General features: G+C 56.6%; 13 protein-coding genes and 1 tRNA gene. 10 read left to right on the plus strand and 4 right to left on the minus strand.

Annotated elements, in window-relative coordinates; genetic code table 11:
• Positions 1-33 precede the first annotated feature (33 nt).
• The 3 genes from AC1V0D_RS19200 to AC1V0D_RS19210 form a co-directional block, all read right to left on the minus strand.
• Complete coding sequence (locus AC1V0D_RS19200; RefSeq protein WP_140029635.1) at positions 34-1,968, minus strand: PTS mannitol transporter subunit IICBA; 1,935 nt, start codon at positions 1,966-1,968, stop codon at positions 34-36.
• 443 nt (positions 1,969-2,411) lie between these two features.
• Positions 2,412-3,128, minus strand: a complete 717-nt coding sequence (locus tag AC1V0D_RS19205; RefSeq protein ID WP_009088346.1) for a DUF3053 domain-containing protein — start codon at positions 3,126-3,128, stop codon at positions 2,412-2,414.
• 203 nt (positions 3,129-3,331) lie between these two features.
• Positions 3,332-4,930, minus strand: coding sequence for a gamma-glutamyltransferase family protein (locus AC1V0D_RS19210; protein ID WP_482907891.1), 1,599 nt, complete (start codon positions 4,928-4,930; stop codon positions 3,332-3,334).
• 731 nt (positions 4,931-5,661) lie between these two features.
• On the opposite strand from AC1V0D_RS19210, the gene AC1V0D_RS19215 reads away from it, so the two are divergent.
• Positions 5,662-5,958: an HTH-type transcriptional regulator gene (locus tag AC1V0D_RS19215; RefSeq protein ID WP_009088351.1), complete on the plus strand. Its 297-nt coding sequence runs from the start codon at positions 5,662-5,664 to the stop codon at positions 5,956-5,958.
• A 37-nt stretch (positions 5,959-5,995) separates the two neighbouring features.
• Here AC1V0D_RS19215 and AC1V0D_RS19220 read toward each other — a convergent pair whose 3' ends face one another.
• On the minus strand, positions 5,996-6,592 hold the full coding sequence (locus AC1V0D_RS19220; protein ID WP_009088354.1) for an HD domain-containing protein: 597 nt from the start codon (positions 6,590-6,592) through the stop codon (positions 5,996-5,998).
• A gap of 61 nt (positions 6,593-6,653) precedes the next feature.
• Here AC1V0D_RS19220 and AC1V0D_RS19225 point away from each other — a divergent pair, with 61 nt between their 5' ends.
• The 9 genes from AC1V0D_RS19225 to dppF all read left to right on the plus strand — a co-directional run bounded on the left by AC1V0D_RS19225 (position 6,654) and on the right by dppF (position 16,493).
• Positions 6,654-7,118, plus strand: coding sequence for a MarR family winged helix-turn-helix transcriptional regulator (locus AC1V0D_RS19225; RefSeq protein WP_046100928.1), 465 nt, complete (start codon positions 6,654-6,656; stop codon positions 7,116-7,118).
• Positions 7,119-7,213: 95 nt separating this feature from the next.
• Positions 7,214-7,642 carry an organic hydroperoxide resistance protein gene (locus AC1V0D_RS19230; RefSeq protein ID WP_009088357.1) on the plus strand — a complete coding sequence of 143 codons (429 nt, stop codon included), beginning with the start codon at positions 7,214-7,216 and terminating at the stop codon, positions 7,640-7,642.
• Between the two features lie 304 nt (positions 7,643-7,946).
• Positions 7,947-9,638 (plus strand): kdo(2)-lipid A phosphoethanolamine 7''-transferase, encoded by a 1,692-nt coding sequence (gene eptB / locus AC1V0D_RS19235; RefSeq protein ID WP_009088360.1) that lies wholly within the window; start codon positions 7,947-7,949, stop codon positions 9,636-9,638.
• Positions 9,639-9,762: 124 nt separating this feature from the next.
• Positions 9,763-9,839, plus strand: a tRNA-Pro gene (locus tag AC1V0D_RS19240).
• Positions 9,840-10,768: 929 nt separating this feature from the next.
• Positions 10,769-12,379: a dipeptide ABC transporter periplasmic-binding protein DppA gene (dppA, locus tag AC1V0D_RS19245; RefSeq protein ID WP_009088361.1), complete on the plus strand. Its 1,611-nt coding sequence runs from the start codon at positions 10,769-10,771 to the stop codon at positions 12,377-12,379.
• A gap of 171 nt (positions 12,380-12,550) precedes the next feature.
• Positions 12,551-13,570 carry a dipeptide ABC transporter permease DppB gene (dppB, locus tag AC1V0D_RS19250; RefSeq protein ID WP_009088364.1) on the plus strand — a complete coding sequence of 340 codons (1,020 nt, stop codon included), beginning with the start codon at positions 12,551-12,553 and terminating at the stop codon, positions 13,568-13,570.
• Between the two features lie 9 nt (positions 13,571-13,579).
• Entirely contained in the window at positions 13,580-14,482 is a 903-nt protein-coding gene (gene dppC / locus AC1V0D_RS19255) for a dipeptide ABC transporter permease DppC (RefSeq protein WP_009088366.1), read from the plus strand.
• Between the two features lie 12 nt (positions 14,483-14,494).
• A complete protein-coding gene (gene dppD / locus AC1V0D_RS19260; protein ID WP_009088368.1) occupies positions 14,495-15,481 on the plus strand; it encodes a dipeptide ABC transporter ATP-binding protein in 987 nt (328 codons plus the stop codon).
• Positions 15,471-16,493, plus strand: coding sequence for a dipeptide ABC transporter ATP-binding subunit DppF (gene dppF, locus AC1V0D_RS19265; protein ID WP_009088370.1), 1,023 nt, complete (start codon positions 15,471-15,473; stop codon positions 16,491-16,493). Before dppD ends, dppF begins: the two co-directional genes overlap by 11 nt.
• The last annotated feature ends 358 nt before the right edge of the window (positions 16,494-16,851 follow it).

Raw genomic sequence — 16,851 nt, forward strand, 5'->3', positions numbered from 1 at the left:
GGCATGACCGCCCCAGGGAAAAACAGCCTTGAATTACGCGAGTGCCGGTTTGCCTGACAGCAGATCCAGCACTTCCTGCACGCTGCTGGTGTTCGCCAGCTTCTCAATCACGCTGTCATCATCCAGCGCATTGGTCAGGCTGGTGATGACCTGAATGTGCTCGTTGTTGCGGGCAGCAATACCAATCACCAGGCGCGCCACATCGTCCGCATCTTCGCCGAACAGGACGCCTGCCGGATACTGGCAGAACACCACGCCGGTTTTCAGCACGCGATCTTTGGCTTCAACCGTGCCGTGGGGCACCGCGATCGACTCGCCGAGGTAGGTCGGCGTCAGTTTTTCACGCGCCAGCATCGCCTCAACATATTCAGGCTCAACGTAACCGCCTTTCACCAGCTGCTCACCCGCAAAGCGGATGGCCTGCTCTTTGTTGCTGGCGCTCAGGCCGAGGAAGACGTTATCCGCGCCCAGCTTAAACAGGTGTGCGTTGCCTTCATCGTAACTGTCAGACAGGGCAGTGTTGACCGTTTCACGATGGAGGTCGCTGCGGTTTGCCGCTACCAGACGCTCGGTCAGGGTGCTGTAGAGCGCGCTGTCGAGGAAGTTGTTCAGCGAAATATGCTGTGCATGCGGTGCCTGGCGAATGGCGCGTTCGGTCAGGTCGCGGTGGGTGATCACCAGGTCGACATCGCCTGGCAGAGCGTTGATGGCGGTATTGGTTACCGAAACATTGCTCAGACCCGCGTCCTGCACTTTCTTACGCAGCACGCCTGCGCCCATGGCGCTGGAGCCCATACCGGCATCACAGGCGACGATGATTTTACGGACGTGATGCAGATCGACGCTCATGGCATCGCTGGCGATAGCGCCAGCTGCGGCACCCTGACCTTTCGACTGCGCTTTCATCTCATGCATGCGCTGGGTTGCCGCTTCGATATCGTCATCTTCTTTGACTTTGCTGGTTTTCAGCAGGATCGCAGAGACCACGAAGGAGACAGCGAAGGCGGCAGCAATCGCCGCGATGTTGGCGAAGTAGGCACCTTTTGGCGTCATCGCCAGCACCGCCAGGATAGAACCGGGTGAAGCCGGAGAGACCAGGCCGCCGTTCAGCACGGTCAGCGTGAAGACACCGGTCATCCCGCCCAGGATCACCGCCAGCAGCAGGCGAGGGGCCATCAGCACATACGGGAAGTAGATTTCATGGATGCCGCCCAGGAAGTGGATAATCGCCGCACCCCCCGCAGACTGTTTGGCACTGCCGCGACCAAAGAACATGTAGGCCATCAGCACGCCCATACCCGGACCCGGGTTGGCTTCGATCAGGAAGAAAATCGATTTGCCCGCTTCACTCGCCTGCTGGATACCGAGCGGCGAGAAGATGCCGTGGTTGATGGCGTTGTTCAGGAACAGGATTTTCGCCGGTTCAACGAAGATGGAGGTCAGTGGCAGCAGGTTGTTCTGCACCATCAGGTTCACGCCAGCGGCGAGAATGTGGGACAGACCTTCCACCAGCGGGCCGATGGCCAGGAAAGCCAGCAGCGCCAGGATCATCCCGATAATACCGGCCGAGAAGTTGTTAACCAGCATCTCGAAGCCGCTTTTGATTTTGCCGTCGATCGCCCGGTCAAACGAGCGAATGGCCCAGCCACCCAGTGGACCGGCAATCATCGCGCCGAGGAACATCGGCATATCGGCACCCACGATCACACCCATGGTGGTGATAGCACCGACCACGCCGCCGCGATCGCCGCCCACCAGACGCCCGCCGGTAAAACCGATCAGCAACGGCAGCAGGTAGGTGATCATCGGGCCGACCAGTTTGGCCAGCGTTTCGTTAGGGATCCAGCCGGTTGGAATAAACAGTGCGGTGATGATACCCCAGGCGATAAACGCCCCGATGTTTGGCATCACCATATTACTCAGAAAGCGACCAAAGCTCTGTACTTTGACCTTGACTGATGAGGACATAAACCCACCCCTTATTGAGACGCGCTGCAATAGGAGAGCGCGTTTGTTTTTGTTTAGCCACCCCGACCAGAGCCGGTGGTATTACTGTATGCACGCGGACTCTATCACGCGAATCTGGCACTGCGTAGGGCCCGGAATAAGTGTGATCCACATCACTCATTTGCGGTGGGGACGGGGGTTATTAGCGTGACTTTGATCACAAATACAGAGGCGGGCACGGTGACTTTGCCTGAATTATGACCGGTGCACCGGCTTATCTGTGATGAATATCACATTCGTGATGGCAGGGTTTGTTATGTAAATGTGACTGAGATCACAAACTATTTTTGGTCGAAAATGCGCCAGATCACACTTTAGTCAGCGGGGGATTCAGGGGCAGAAGAGGCGGGGAAAAAAAGTGGCAGGGAGAGGGGCAGGCGATCGGTGCCTGCCCGTAAAAAGCGTTACTGCAGACCCGCCTGAACGGCGGCCTGAGCCTGAGGCAGAGCCTGCGCATTGGCTGACACGGTGCTCATCAGCGCATTGTATTGCGAAGCCTGCTCCTGGGTCGGGAACTGCACACCGCCATCATTGAAGCTGACGCGGGTTCCCTGCGATTGCAGGAAGTCGCCGGCCTGCACCGCGCCCTGACTCAGCGCCTGGAGCTGAGGCAACAGCGGGATCAGCTGATTGGCAGGTACCGTCACCACTTTGTTGTAGGCGCTGTCGTAGACTTTTTTCAGATCATCCTGCTGCTTCAGGGTCGCTTTGCTGCTGTCCGCCTGCATTTTGGCGCTCTCAATCTGCTGCGTGACGATCACCAGGGCGCTGGTGGCCTGGCGGAGTGAGTCACGACGGCTGAGGTAATCCTGCGGCACGCGAATGGCAGACAGCTCATCGACCACCGGGCGCATCCCCTGCTCAACGGCTTTATTCGCCTGCTGCGAGAAGCCATACAGGATGGCGTAGTCGCTGGCGAAGTTGCCAAAACTCTGCTTCTGATTTTCGCTCAGGCTGGGCAGATGCTCGCCGCTGCGCATAACGGTATTCTGGAGGAAATCGATAAATGCTTTGCGCTGCTCGCCTTCTTTATCACCGCACGCGGTGAGTTGCAGCACGATCAGCACGCCAGCGATCATCATGCCGCTGCGTGCCAGGATGCGGGTAAGTCCTGAAGCCATGGGTTCAACTCCTGTCGGTGATACTGTCTGATATCCAGGTAAGAATGGCCTAAAGAATAGAACAATCCCTGGTCACGGCACAATGTGAAACCACACGTGAAACAGAGACTTTCTGCAACCCGCGCCGTCGCACCTCCGCGCCGGGGCGTCAGGGCGTGCCAGGCAGCACGCCCTCAGTGATGCTGAGGAGGCTGAACCTCACTTCAGAACACCACCGCCTGACCATCTTTGCGGCTCTCGCTGGCCGCAATGTAGAAGCCCTGAGGATCGCGCACGATTGCCTGCGCACCGCCAAAATTGTAATTGCTCAGCGGATCTTCCAGCACCACGTTGTGTCCCATGCGTCGCAGGGTGCTCAGGGTATTGCGATCGATCGTTGACTCAAACACCACCTCGCGTCCCTGCACCACCCGCCAGCGCGGCGCATCAATCGCCGCCTGAGGATTTTGCCGGTGAAGCATGATGCGCAGCGCCAGCTGGACATGCCCCTGCGCCTGCATCGGGCCGCCCATTACGCCAAACGCCATCAGTGGCTGGCCCTGCTCATCCCGCGCAAAGGCCGGAATGATGGTATGGAAGGGGCGCTTACCCCCCGCCACAAGGTTGGGATGAGAGGGGTCGAGTGAAAAACCGGCACCCCGGTTCTGCAGGCTGATGCCCGTGTCAGGCACCACCACCCCGGAGCCAAATCCCATGTAGTTAGACTGAATAAATGAAACCATCATGCCGCTGGCATCGCCGGTGGCCACATAAACGGTGCCGCTTTGCTGTGGCGACCCAAAGCGAAAATCGCCCGCCTGGCCGGGGTCAATCAGCGCGGCGCGCTGGCGGAGGTAGTCGCTGCTCAGCAGGCGGTCAGCCGGAAATTCGAGATGATCTTCATCGGTGACATAGCGCTCCAGATCGACCAGCGCCAGCTTCATCGCCTCAATCGACAGATGCAACCACTGGGGAGAATCGGGCGCGTAGCGATGAATCTCCCACTCCTCCAGGATGCCGAGCGCAATCAGGGTGGCGATGCCCTGACCGTTAGGCGGTAACTCCTGAACCGATCCGCCGGCAAACGGATGGGAGAGCAGGGTGACCCAGTCGGCGCGGTGATTTTTCAAATCCTCCAGCGTCAGGGCTGCGCCATGCTCGCGGGCAAAGTCTGCCATCTTCTGCGCCAGTTCGCCGCGATAAAAACTCTCTCCCCGGCTCTCAGCGATCGCCTGCAGGGTGCTGGCCTGTGCCGGGTTGCGGAAAATGTCACCCGCGCGCGGTGGGCGGCCCTGCGGCGCAAAGCAGCGGCTGAAGCCAGGCTGATCCCGCAGCTTGTCATAGCCGCGCTGCCAGAGCTGAGCAATCAGCGGTGAAACCGGAAAACCGTCGCGCGCATAACCGATCGCTGGCTGTGCCAGGGTGGTCAGCGGCAGTGTGCCGAAGCGCTCAGCCAGGGTGACCCAGGCCGAGACAGCCCCCGGCACGGTGACGGACTCCCAGCCGGTTTCAGGCATGGTGTCTGAAGCGGCAAAGCGTTCAGGATGCCAGGCGGCGGGGGCGCGACCGGACGCGTTCAGCCCGTGCAGCGTGTGGCCGTCCCAGACAATGGCAAAGGCATCGCTGCCGATGCCGTTTCCGGTCGGCTCCAGCACGGTTAAGGCCATGGCCGTGGCGACCGCCGCATCCACAGCGTTACCTCCCTGTTGCAGCATACGAAGACCGGCCTGCGCCGCCAGCGGCTGGGAGGTGGCGACGGCGTTACGTCCCATCATCGGTACGCGATAAGAGGGATAGCCGACATTGAAATCTGTTTCACGCATCGCTTTTCCTTAGAGAGTTCAGCTCCCGGTCTGGCCGTCATCGGCGTGCCATAGCGTCTGCACTTCTTTCGCGCAGGCGCATCAGCATTGACGGAGCGCTGCACCGGCAGAAGGCAGAGACCGTTTCATCAGGGAGTCTGCTGTTTTATCCGGTGATGTCTGGCCGTGCAGAATAGGTGATTCATCCACAACCTGCTGTGAGCCGCCGCGCGGCCGCGCACAGGGGGTTGCCAGGACTATTCTTAATTTCATAAAGGCAGTGAATATAAGTGTTCAGGAAGTAAACCATTGGCGTATATTTTGCACTCACTATCTGAAGAGGCAGACCGCCTCACAAAATTGAGAAGATGCCTGCAAAAAGCATGACGGCACCCGCATAAATAGCAAACAGCATTTGATTTTTTTGTCCGCTATGAGGGCACAAAAACCAGCTGCCTCAGCGTGTTAGAGGCGTCGGAACAACTCCGGCAAAAGATAGTGAAAAAAATAATGAGAAATTGCGCGGCAAATAGTCAGGTCTCTATCCATACTTAGTCTCCCGGCATTTGTTGCATTGAACTGACACCTTTTAAAGCAGTGCACAGCAGGCTGCGTCCCGTAGTGGTTTCAAAAACAACAAAAACAAACCCTTGCGGGATCCAGCCTGTAACAGGCCCGGTTTCAGAGCCCCAGGTTGAGGCTCTTACCTCTCTACTTTCACGTGCTTCATAGCGAGTTTTAAGGAGTTCTCTATGGAATTAAAAGACCCGATGTTTGAATTGCTCAGCAGCCTTGAGCAGATTGTTTTGACACGTGATGATCGCGCCGCCGACTTACTGATTCAGCGTCAGCAACCCGCTCAGCCAGAGCCACAGCGCCTGCGCGAAATGACCGGTATGCAGGTTGATGAGTTTGCTAAAGTGATGGGCGTGAGCGTTTCTTCCGTGAAAAGCTGGGAAGCCCGGCGCACCCGTCCTTCTGCGACGGCACAGAAACTGATGAAGTTATTACATGCCAATCCCTATCTGGGACGGCAGTTGCTCGACTAAGTTTGCTTCAGAAAAGAACCCGCCGCTGGCGGGTTTTTTATGCGCGTAATTCGCTGTATTTGGCCGCCTGCTTCACGAACCAGCTTTCCGGAACGTTGTAGGGTGATTCGCGCAGCTGTGCGATCCCACTCTCTATAATGGTGGAAGCCTGCTGCCATAACTGTGCATCGCCCTGTTTCAGCAGCGTAATCTGTATCTGCTTTTCCACCAGATAGACGCGGGCAAAGTCAGGATCGAAGCGCACAATCGCGCGGGTATTGTCGATGATATCGGCCAGTTTTATGGTTTGCGCCTCAGGACTGGCGCTGGCAGTATGGCGAAAGTGCGCCAGTTTACGGGCTGCCCGATTTCTGGCCGTGGCAGGCGCGCTGTCGGTCAGCATTTCTACCAGGCTGGCCACGCGCGCGCCGAAGTGGGCTTCTATATCGCCCGGCGTGGTCGGTGTATCTTCCACGGTGTCGTGCAGCCAGGCGGCTGCCAGCAGGGCATCATCATGGCTGACGCTGCGGACCAGCTCCACGACCGCCGCCGGATGAACGATGTAAGGCTCGTCGGTATATTTGCGGCGCTGACCGGCCCGGGCATGCGCCTCGGTGGCGAAACGACGCGCCTGTTCTTCCAGTGAATTCTGCATGCCTGTTCCCCTGATAAAAGTTTGCTTGCAATTATCTAGTGCGCTACCTATATTAAACACCATGAACAGTGATCAAGATGACAAAAAAGTGAAACCGATGCCACTGTTGGTCGATCAGCAGCTCTGCTTTGCGCTTTACTCTGCCAACCTGGCGATGAATAAAGTCTATCGCCAGTTGCTGAGCCAGCTCGACATCACCTATCCACAGTATCTGGTGATGCTGGTGCTATGGCAGAAAGATGATGTCACCGTCTCAGAGATCGGCGAGCAGCTCTTTTTAGACTCCGCCACCCTGACGCCCCTGCTGAAACGACTGGAGAGCGCAGGTCTGATTAACCGGCAGCGTACCCGTCAGGACGAGCGTCAGGTTGCTGTGACGCTCACCGAAGCGGGCGAGGCGCTGCGCATTAAAGCCGCCTCTATTCCTGAAGCGGTGAAATGCGCCACAGCCTGTGACGATGAGACCCTGCTGGCGCTGAAAACAGAGCTGGATGGGCTGCGGGATAACCTGAACCAGTCCCGATAAAAATTGCTGACGGGTGCGTGGCACCCGTTAAACCTCATCGCCTGATACCGCACAGATAAGTAGCGGGCGATTAAATAGCGTAACGGAGAAATGTCATGTCTTTAGAACAAGTGGTTTACCGCGCCAAAGCCAAAGCAACCGGTGGTCGTGATGGTCGTGCAACCTCTTCTGACGGTGTACTGGACGTGAAACTGGGTGTCCCGAAAGAGATGGGCGGTGCAGGCGGCGAAGCGACTAACCCTGAGCAGCTGTTTGCTGCGGGCTACTCTGCCTGCTTCATCGGTGCGATGAAGTTTGTGGCGGGCCGTGACAAGATCGCCATGCCAAAAGATGCCTGGATCGAAGGTGAAGTTGGTATCGGTCCTATTCCCAACGGCTTTGGTATCGAAGCGACCCTGAACATCCATCTGCCAGGCATGGATGAAGCAGAAGCGCAGAAGCTGGTTGATGCGGCGCATATCGTTTGTCCTTACTCAAACGCGACCCGCAACAACATTGACGTGACGCTGAATATTATTCGCTAAGCGAGCAGCGGGCCTGACTCTCTCAGGCCCCTCTTTTTTTATCCCCGATTCCGCTCTGCCACCCTCTGTTTGCCCGCCACGATCTGTCTTGTACAAAAAATGTGCTAATCAGGTCGACAAAGATTATTTTCTGGTCTATCAAACGCAGCCATGTTTTACTGGGCCACCTCGCGTTATAGCCCATAAACCCGTTCAGAATTTTCCTTCATCTTGTCCGGCCCGCTTATTCAGCGAACTCTGCCGCGTTTCGGCAGTCACATTAAAGATTTGTCAGGCGCTTCACACCGGAGAAACCCCCTTTTTCATGAATTACATTAAAACGCTAACGCAGCAAAAGTTATCGCTATTGCTGGCGCTCTATCTCGGTATCTTGCTGAATTTACCGATTTTCTATCGTCGTTTTGACGGTTTTCTGAAGCAATCTACAGTCACGAACTGGCTGACGGCGGTCACTGAGGTTGTGGCGATCGTGCTGCTGACATTCTTCCTGATGCGCCTGCTGTCGCTGGGAGGCAAGTGGTTTTATCGCGTGCTCGCCACGCTGATTGTGCTGATTTCTGTTGCCGCCGCCTATTACATGGCGTTTTTCAACGTGGTGATTGGCTACGGCATTGTGGCGTCGGTGATGACCACCGACACCGATCTCTCTAAAGAGGTGATCGGCTACCACTTCGTTCTGTGGATGGTGCTGGTCAGTGCGTTACCGTTGCTGATGATCTGGCGCAACCGGCTGAGCATGACGCTGAACGAGCAGCTGCGTACGCCGGGACAGCGGCTGAAACCGACCCTGATTATGCTGCTCTGCGTGGCGCTGGTCTGGCTGCCAATCCGTTATTTCGACAAGCTGCAGAAGCATAATGAAGAGATCACGAACATCGATCTGCCGAGCTACGGCGGCGTGGTCGCGCACTCCTATCTTCCTTCCAACTGGCTGGCAGCGGTCGGACTGTTTGCCTGGACCCGCATGGATGAGTCGCTGCAAAGCGAGGAGCTGCTGGATCCGGCGAAGAAGTTTACCTACGTCGCGCCTGCCGGGCTGGATGATACCTATGTGGTGTTTGTGATTGGTGAGACCACGCGCTGGGATCACATGGGTATGCTGGGTTATGAGCGTGACACCACGCCTAAACTGTCGAAAGAGAAAAATCTGGTCGCGTTCCGGGGTGAATCCTGTGATACCGCGACCAAGCTGTCGCTGCGCTGCATGTTCGTGCGCGAAGGCGGCACGATGAATAATCCGGGCCGTACGCTGAAAGAGCAGAATGTGTTTGCGGTGATGAAAGAGCTGGGCTTCACCTCTGAGCTGTTTGCGATGCAAAGCGAAGTCTGGTTCTACGACAACGTTAATGCCAATAACTTTGCCTTCCGTGAGCAGATCGGTTCTGAGAAGCGCAATCAGGGCAAAGCCGTGGATGATATGCTGCTGGTGCCTGAGATGAAGGCGTCGCTGGATCGTTTCCCGAAGGGCAAGCATCTGGTGATCCTGCATACCAAAGGGTCGCATTATCTCTATTCACAGCGTTACCCTCGCAGCTTCGCGAAGTATCAGCCGGAGTGTATGGGGGTGGATGAGACCTGCAGCAAAGCGCAGTTGATCAACGCTTACGATAACTCGGTGCTTTATGTGGATAGCATGCTGGACAGCGTGCTGGATCAGCTGCGTGATAAGAAGGCGATCGTCTTCTATGCCGCCGACCACGGGGAGTCGATCAGCGAGAATATGCATCTGCACGGCACGCCGCGTGAGATGGCGCCGCCTGAGCAGTTCCGCGTGCCGATGATGGTCTGGGCGTCCGATAAGTATCTGGAAGACAGCCAGAACCGCAGTAATTTTGAGCGTCTGCAGGCGCAGCAGCGTGTGGGGCGAACCCATCGTCACGTTGAGCTGTTCGATACCATCCTGGGTTGTCTGGGGTATACCTCGCCAGATGGCGGCATTAACCCGGCCAATAACTGGTGCCAGGCACCGGCGAAAAGTCAGGCTAAATCGCTGTAATGGTGTACGAAAGGGGAGGGCAGGCGGCTGATTTCCGGTAACCGCATGCTTTCCAGGCGATCGGCGGCAAAAGCTTAAAAAGCGGTTGACGCTAATCCGGGGTAGCAGTAACATGCGCCCCCATCGGCGAGTAGCGCAGCTTGGTAGCGCAACTGGTTTGGGACCAGTGGGTCGGAGGTTCGAATCCTCTCTCGCCGACCATCTTTAAGAAACCTGTCTGAAAAGACAGGTTTTTTTTCGTCTGTTGAAAGGCAAAGAGTGATTTTTGAGCGGGCTTCAGAATACGTGTTTTCAGCAGCCGCAGATTAACTCAATGCGCAGGTAACCCGGTCAGAAGAGGAAAGCGTCCCACGCCATGGATGGCGTGGGCCGAGCGTCCAGGGATGGTTTAAGCGACTTTCCGATCTGACCGGGTTACCTGAGCAGGCTCGATCTCCCCGCTAAGCAGATACGATCATAGATGCGCTCTCACAGCGAATCGGCTCACCCTGTCCTTCACAGCTTCACGTTTTATCTGTCCTCTTCCAGAAAGTTCCAGAAAAAGGCATTCGCCGCGCCAGATGCTTGCCAGCCGTTATTATCGCCATTTTCCTGCTCGCAGGCCTTGCCACATCAGAGATGCCACCATAATTCGCGACACGTTCTTCTTATGACCGAAAGCAGCAACATGCTGATTTCTTATACATCAAAACCAGCATATTCCGCTGGATGAACGTCATAACGCACGGTGAATCGTTCAGTTATTCAACATTTGCCGGTAAAAGTTTTAAGTTTTTTAGCGGTGAGAATCACTAGCGATAAAGCTGGCATCCAGCACAATGCACGGATATCGGGGCTGCAGCACTGTGCATTGTATGGCTTTTGTGCGGAAACGGTATTTATTACCGTTGCATGCTATTCCTCACACTCTGTGTAAATAAGTAACCCTTGTATTGACGTTCTTTGCAACTGTTGACAAATTGATGCGTCAATAAGCCGCAGTTACGGAATTTTCTGAATGCCCAACCCGCTTCGGAAAAACAAAAAAACGTAGCGTGATTTAACCACCTGTTCGGTGGTACGCCTGAACCGCATAAAAAAACCAGAGGTCAGGCAATACACACAACATCACATCACAATGGAGCAAAAGCATGATCAACTCCCTGGCTAAATCCGGGATGCTGAAGGTCGGTCTGAGCCTGATTGCTATGACTGTCGCCGCCGGTGTTCAGGCAAAAACCCTGGTCTACTGTTCTGAAGGTTCTCCGGAAGGCTTTAACCCGCAGTTATTCACTTCGGGCACCACCTACGATGCCAGCTCACGTCAGATCTACAACCGACTGGTTGAGTTCACTGTCGGCACGACCGAACTGCATCCTGCGCTGGCAGAGAAGTGGGACGTCAGCGACGATGGCAAAACCTACACCTTCCACCTGCGTAAGGGTGTGAAGTGGCAGACGACCAAAGATTTCAAACCTACGCGTGACTTCAACGCGGATGATGTGGTGTTCACCTTTGAGCGCCAGCTGGATAAAAACAACGCCTATCACGGCGTCTCCGGCGGCAGCTATGAATATTTCGAAGGCATGGATATGCCGAAGCTGATCAGCAAAATCGAGAAGGTGGACGACAACACCGTACGCTTCGTGCTGACCCGCCCTGAAGCGCCGTTCCTCGCCGACCTCGGCATGGACTTCGCCTCTATCCTGTCCAAAGAGTATGCGGACAACATGCTGAAAGCCGGCACGCCGCAAAACGTCGACCTGAACCCGGTCGGAACCGGTCCGTTCCAGCTGCTGCAATACCAGAAAGATTCGCGCATCCTCTACAAAGCGAACCCGAACTACTGGGGCGAAAAGCCAAAAATCGACCGCTTAGTCTTCTCCATCACCCCGGATGCGTCAGTGCGCTACGCCAAACTGCAGAAGGGTGAGTGCCAGGTCATGCCTTATCCGAACCCGGCTGACATCGCACGCATGAAGCAGGACAAAAACATCAACCTGTATGAGCAGGCTGGCCTGAACGTCGGCTATCTCTCTTACAACGTTGAGAAAAAACCGCTGGATAACCTCAAAGTGCGTCAGGCACTGACCATGGCCGTCAACAAAAAGGCCATTATCGACGCGGTTTATCAGGGTGCAGGCCAGCCGGCTAAAAACCTGATCCCGCCAACGATGTGGGGCTACAACGACGCGGTCAAAGACTACGCCTACGATCCTGAGAAAGCCAAAGCGTTGCTGAAAGAAGCGGGCATGGCCGACGGCTTCTCCATCGACCTCTGGGCGATGCCGGTTCAGCGTCCTTACAACCCGAACGCACGCCGCATGGCGGAAATGATCCAGAGCGACTGGGCGAAGATTGGCGTGAAAGCCAAAATCGTTACCTACGAGTGGGGCGAATACCTGAAACGCGCCAAAGCGGGTGAACATCAGACCGTCATGATGGGCTGGACCGGTGACAACGGAGATCCGGACAACTTCCTGGCGACCCTGTTCAGCTGTTCAGCCGCGAAAGATGGCTCTAACTACTCGCGCTGGTGTGATAAATCCTTTGAGGATCAGATCCAGCCTGCGCGTGCCACCGCCGACCAGGCGAAGCGTATCGAGTACTACAAACAGGCACAGGTTGTGATGCATGACCAGGCACCGGCGCTGATGATCGCGCACTCTACGGTATACGAACCGGTCAGCAAGAAAGTCACCGGGTACAAAGTCGATCCGCTGGGCGGACACTACTTTGCTCAGGTAGACATTCAGGAATAATTGTCGCCTTTTCCGGGGCGGCCCTGCGTCGCCCCGGCTTTTTCTCCCTGTTTTACTGGAAACGGTAGAGGCGCAGTCTGACTGCGTCGCGGTCGGACCTACCCGATCGTCAGATGTAAGCAATAACAACCCTCGCGGCGACGGTCGCGCGGAGAAGAGAGAACCCGGATTATGCTGCAGTTCATACTCCGACGTCTGGGCCTTGTCATCCCAACGTTCATCGGTATTACATTACTCACTTTCGCTTTTGTTCACATGATCCCCGGCGATCCGGTGCTGATCATGGCGGGCGAACGCGGGATTTCTCCTGAACGTCATGCACAGTTAATGACGCTGCTGGGTCTGGATCAGCCGCTGTGGAAACAGTACCTGAACTACATCAACGGCGTACTGCATGGCGACCTGGGCGTTTCACTCAAGAGCCGCATCCCGGTCTGGGATGAGTTTGTTCCGCGCTTCAAAGCGACGCTGGAACTCGGCATCTGCGCCATGATATTTGCCGTTGCGGTGGGCATCCCGGTTGGGGTCCTGGCCGCCGTGAAGCGTGGCTCCATTTTCGATCACACCGCCGTGGGCATCTCACTGACCGGCTACTCCATGCCGATCTTCTGGTGGGGCATCATGCTGATCATGCTGGTCTCAGTGCAGCTCAACCTGACGCCGGTTTCCGGGCGGGTTGGCGACACCGTCTTCCTGGATGACAGCATGCCGCTGACCGGCTTTATGCTGATCGACACCTTCTTCTGGGGTGAGCCGGGCGACTTCCATGACGCGGTCATGCACATGATTTTGCCAGCCATCGTGCTGGGCACCATTCCGCTGGCGGTGATTGTGCGTATGACGCGCTCGGCGATGCTGGAAGTGCTGGGTGAAGATTACATCCGCACGGCGCGCGCCAAAGGCCTGACGCGGATGCGGGTGATCGTGGTGCATGCGCTGCGCAACGCCATGCTGCCGGTGGTCACGGTCATCGGTCTGCAGGTCGGCACGCTGCTGGCCGGGGCGATTCTGACCGAAACCATCTTCTCGTGGCCGGGTCTGGGTCGCTGGCTGATTGAAGCGTTGCAGCGCCGCGATTATCCGGTGGTGCAGGGCGGTGTGCTGCTGACGGCAGTACTGATTATCCTGGTCAACCTGCTGGTTGATCTGCTGTATGGCGTGGTGAACCCGCGCATACGTCACAAGAAATAAGGGGGCATCATGTCTGTTGTTGATCCCGGCAGCGTTACCGTTGCACCCAAGCCGATGACCCCGTTTCAGGAATTCTGGCACTACTTTAAACGTAACAAAGGCGCGGTAATTGGCCTGGTGTACATCATCATTGTCCTGCTGTGCGCCATTTTTGCCGATGTGCTGGCTCCGCATGCGCCGGCTGAGCAGTTCCGCGATGCGCTGCTGCATCCGCCGGTCTGGCAGGACGGGGGCAGCTGGAACTTTATTCTGGGCACCGATGATGTGGGCCGCGATGTGCTGTCGCGCCTGATGTACGGCGCGCGCCTGTCGCTGCTGGTGGGCTGCCTGGTGGTGGTGCTGTCGCTGATTTTCGGCGTGATATTCGGCCTGCTGGCCGGTTATCTCGGCGGCCTGGTCGACGTCATCATCATGCGTGTCGTTGATATCATGCTGGCGCTGCCCAGTCTGCTGCTGGCGCTGGTGCTGGTCGCCATCTTTGGCCCCTCGATCGTCAACGCCTCTATCGCGCTGACCTTTGTCGCCCTGCCGCACTACATCCGTCTCACCCGTGCGGCGGTGCTGGTGGAGGTGAACCGCGACTATGTCACCGCCTCCGGCGTGGCCGGTGCCGGTATGCTGCGTCAGATGTTCGTCAATATTCTGCCTAACTGCCTTGCGCCGCTGATCGTGCAGGCGTCATTAGGCTTCTCCAACGCCATCCTGGATATGGCGGCGTTGGGCTTTCTCGGTATGGGTGCGCAACCGCCAACGCCGGAGTGGGGCACCATGCTCTCCGACGTGCTGCAGTATGCGCAAAGTGCCTGGTGGGTGGTGACCTTCCCTGGATTGGTCATCCTGCTCACCGTGCTGGCATTTAACCTGATGGGCGATGGTTTGCGTGATGCACTCGACCCGAAACTCAAGCAGTAAAGAGGCACCGAGATGGCGTTATTAAATGTAGACAAACTGTCGGTGCATTTCGGCGACGACAAAGCACCGTTTCGTGCGGTTGACCGCATCAGTTATCAGGTTGAGCAGGGCCAGGTGGTCGGCATTGTCGGCGAGTCCGGCTCCGGTAAGTCGGTGAGTTCACTGGCGATCATGGGGCTGATCGATTTCCCCGGCAAAGTGATGGCGGAAAAGCTGGAGTTTAACCAGCGCGATCTGAAGCGCATCTCCGAAAAAGAGCGCCGTCAGCTGGTTGGCGCAGAAGTGGCGATGATCTTTCAGGACCCGATGACCAGCCTTAACCCCTGCTACACCGTGGGTTTCCAGATTATGGAAGCGATCAAGGTGCATCAGGGCGGCAATAAACGCACCCGGCGTCAGCGGGCAATCGACCTGCTGACCCAGGTGGGAATTCCCGATCCCGCGTCGCGGCTTGATGTCTATCCTCACCAGCTGTCGGGCGGTATGAGCCAGCGTGTGATGATCGCGATGGCGATCGCCTGCCGGCCTAAGCTGCTGATTGCGGATGAGCCGACCACGGCGCTCGACGTGACCATTCAGGCACAGATCATCGAACTGCTGCTGGAGTTACAGCGTCAGGAGAACATGGCGCTGATCCTGATTACGCACGATCTGGCGTTAGTGGCGGAAGCCGCGCACCACATCATCGTGATGTATGCCGGTCAGGTGGTGGAGAGCGGTAAAGCGAGCGATATCTTTAAAGCGCCGCGTCATCCTTACACGCAGGCGCTGCTGCGCGCGCTGCCGGAGTTTGCGGCGGATAAAGCGCGTCTGGCCTCGCTGCCTGGCGTGGTGCCGGGCAAATATGACCGCCCGACGGGCTGTCTGCTTAACCCACGCTGCCCCTATGCGACCGATCATTGTCGTCAGGTGGAACCTGAATTGCGCACCATTCCAGGACGCCAGTCCAAGTGTCACTATCCGCTGGACGATGCCGGGAGACCAACGTATGAGTCATGAAACAACCAGAGATCAGTTCCTGTTGCAGGCGATTGATCTGAAGAAGCACTACCCGGTGAAGAAGGGTCTGTTTGGTCAGGAGCGTCTGGTTAAGGCGCTGGATGGCGTCTCCTTTAATCTGGAACGGGGCAAGACCCTGGCGGTCGTGGGCGAGTCGGGCTGTGGTAAATCCACCCTTGGCCGTCTGCTGACGATGATTGAAACCCCGACCGAAGGGCAGCTCTACTGGCACGGTCAGGATCTGCTGAAACACGATCCCCAGGCGCAGAAGCTGCGCCGTCAGAAAATCCAGATCGTATTCCAGAACCCCTATGGCTCGCTCAACCCGCGTAAAAAGGTGAGTCAGATTCTGGAAGAGCCGCTGGTGATCAATACCCAGCTGACTAAAGCGGAACGCCGTGAGAAGACGCTGGAGATGATGGCGAAAGTCGGCCTGAAAACCGAGCACTACGATCGCTATCCGCATATGTTCTCTGGCGGACAGCGTCAGCGTATTGCGATTGCGCGCGGGCTGATGCTCGATCCGGACGTCCTGATCGCCGATGAGCCGGTTTCGGCCCTCGACGTCTCGGTGCGCGCCCAGGTGCTTAACCTGATGATGGATCTGCAGCAGGATATGGGGCTCTCCTACGTCTTTATCTCGCACGATCTGTCGGTGGTGGAGCACATCGCCGATGAGGTGATGGTGATGTACCTCGGCCGTTGCGTTGAGAAGGGCAGCAAAGAGGCGATTTTCAGTAATCCGCGTCACCCTTACACCCAGGCGCTGCTCTCCGCGACACCGCGACTGAATCCTGACGATCGGCGTGAGCGGATTAAGCTGACCGGCGAGCTGCCCAGCCCGCTCAATCCGCCGCCGGGCTGCGCCTTTAATGCGCGCTGTCACCGTCGTTTTGGCACCTGTGTGCAGCTGCAACCGAAGCTGAAAAACTACGGCGGACAGGAGATTGCCTGTTTTGCAGTGGATCAGGATGAGAATCAGCCGGTCGGTGTGGCAGAAAAGGTCAGTTAAGGATCGGCAGGCCCCGTCGGGGGCCTGCGTTTCCTGATATCGCACGGGCTCAGCCCTCTTCAGCCTGAACCGGCAGAGTCATGGCCTGACGATCAGTCCCCCCGCTTTATTTTCCCCCTCTCTTATCACAGCCCGTCGCTGTTATTCGCCAGCAGCGCTGCATCTTCCTTTAGCGGTGCCATCCTGATATGAGTGCAGCTGGCTGTACCAGGCAATGTCTGAGCCCTCTCTGCTGAAACATTATTCAGACAGGAATAGCCAGTTTAACTTAAGTTTAATTTATTAATTTAAAGTGCCGGTTGGCTATGGAAGGCGTCATCGGGATATTAGCGAATCTGTATGATTAAAAACGTTAATT

The sequence above is a fragment of the Pantoea sp. PA1 genome, assembly GCF_056856975.1.